The following is a 1,853-nucleotide window of genomic DNA, read 5'->3' on the forward strand; positions in this document are numbered from 1 at the left end:
CTACGCAAACTTTGCGTCCCCTGCTGGTCAGGACCCAATTTCGGCCCGTCGGAAACTCCGATACCGCCTCCGACACCTGCTGCGAGAGGTCACCACGGTCGACCGTTGCAAGGGCTGCGGATGGGAACCGATCGCTAACGGAATCGTCATCAAGGCCAGTACCACCGACGGCCGGACCACGGCAGGATTCGGAGGCCTGGAAACCTGTGGTCGCATCTGGTTGTGCCCGGTCTGCTCCGCCAAAGTCCGTGTACGTCGTGGCGACCAGATCGCCGAAGGAGTCGGCCGGCATCTCGACAACGGTGGCGCGGCTTGGTTTATCACGGTGACTCTTCCGCACGAGAAGGGCGACGCACTCAAGGAGAGCTTGACCGCCCTCACTCAGGCTTGGCGCCACGTCAAGACTGGCCGCGCCTACCAGCACGAAAAAAAGAGCTTCGGGATCCTGGGTGACATCAAGGCTGTCGAGATCACCCATGGTGAGAACGGATGGCACCCACACGCCCACGTCCTGGTGCTCACTGCCCGGCCGCTGGCGTTCGACGAAATGTGCGCCTGGGTCGGACGACTCGATGCTCGATGGGCCCAAGGCTTGGCCAAGGTCGGATGGCCAACCGGCAAGGTCGGTGTACGGCTCACTGTCGTACCCGTCGAAAAAGGCAAAGGCCTGGCCGCCTACATCACCAAAGTCCAGGAGAAAGGCCTCGGCAACGAAATCGCCCGCGCGGACATGAAGGACGCGACCAATGGCAACCGGACGCCGTTCGCGATCCTTGCGGACTTCGGCAACCACGCCCTGGCCGACGACCTCGAACTCTGGTGGGAATACGAGGAAGCAACCGCGGGGCGCAGTGCTATCCGCTGGAGCCCCGGTTTGTGGGCAAAGCTCATGCCAGACGAAGACTTCGGCACCGAGGAAGAGATCGCCGCTGAAGAACACGAAGGCGAGACCGTTGCCGTCCTGACGCCATGGACGTGGCGCCGGATCCGAGTCATCCCTGGCGCGGAAATCGCCGTCCTGGAGGCTGTAGAGGCCGAAGGATGGCACGGCCTACTCCAGACCCTCCTGGCCTACAGGATCGGTATCCAGGGCGTCTACACGGCCGAAGAATGGGCCTCTCCCGGTGTGGTCGACATCGCCAGCTGAGATTTGGGATCCCGAGTGATGCAAAAGGTGTCGTGATGGTGCAAGAGGTGTGCCAGACCGGCAGCGGCCCGCACACCTCTTGCACTACGTCCAGACCGGCCTACCCTCTTCCCCGATAAAGGCCATCTCCAAAGCTCTGGAAGGGCAGTCAAGGGCGCTCTTTCCCTTGACTGCCCTGGATGAGCTGGACAATCGAGGCTAGGGGAAGGACCCACCCAGTCACTCGGTCCCACCCACCAAAAAGACCGGCCGGAACCAAAGTCCGACCGGCCGCGTCTCACACCTATGTGGATCCAGACCATCTCTCGCGCTCACTGTTTGTCTGGCCACACCTCCGCCCAGGTCTCCCGAGCCAACCTCGAGGCAGACCGGTTCGCGGCCGCCGTGACGGTCAACCCCATCGCCCGAGCCACTTCGGTCTGCGTCGTCAGCCCATTGCGCAACGCATAGGCACCCAGCAGATGTGCCCCACGCTTGGCGATCTTCTCGGCGTGAGAGAAGTCCTCCAACAACGGAATCAACCACTCCGCAACCGGCTGATCCTTCCGAGCATCCGCCTTCGCGACGATCCGCCGAGCAGTCTTCACCAGAAGCTCGGCACGTTCTTCGACCCATCCCGCCAGCTCAGGCGGGGTCTCCTTCTTCGCCATGTCGTATCTCCTTGCGAATCAACAATTCGTTTCTTAGAGTGTATGCGTAAGGTTTA

The 1,853-nt window shown here is 62.0% G+C and carries 3 protein-coding genes; 1 reads left to right on the top strand and 2 read right to left on the bottom strand.

The genetic code is table 11. The features are described from left to right. Positions 1-292, bottom strand: a 292-nt coding sequence (locus tag AB0H00_RS31760; RefSeq protein ID WP_357273602.1) for a hypothetical protein, incomplete at its 3' end; no start/stop codon positions are given. Here AB0H00_RS31760 and AB0H00_RS31765 point away from each other — a divergent pair. Beyond that, the gene (locus AB0H00_RS31765) at positions 221-1,147 is read left to right on the top strand and encodes a protein rep (RefSeq protein ID WP_357273600.1); all 927 of its coding nucleotides are present in this window, start codon (positions 221-223) and stop codon (positions 1,145-1,147) included. The genes AB0H00_RS31760 and AB0H00_RS31765 overlap by 72 nt on opposite strands. Before the next feature lie 311 nt (positions 1,148-1,458). Here AB0H00_RS31765 and AB0H00_RS31770 read toward each other — a convergent pair whose 3' ends face one another. Further along, positions 1,459-1,797 (bottom strand): hypothetical protein, encoded by a 339-nt coding sequence (locus AB0H00_RS31770; RefSeq protein WP_357273594.1) that lies wholly within the window; start codon positions 1,795-1,797, stop codon positions 1,459-1,461. Between the last annotated feature and the right edge of the window lie 56 nt (positions 1,798-1,853).

This window comes from Nocardia sp. NPDC023852 (genome assembly GCF_040639505.1).
Lineage (GTDB): Bacteria > Actinomycetota > Actinomycetes > Mycobacteriales > Mycobacteriaceae > Nocardia.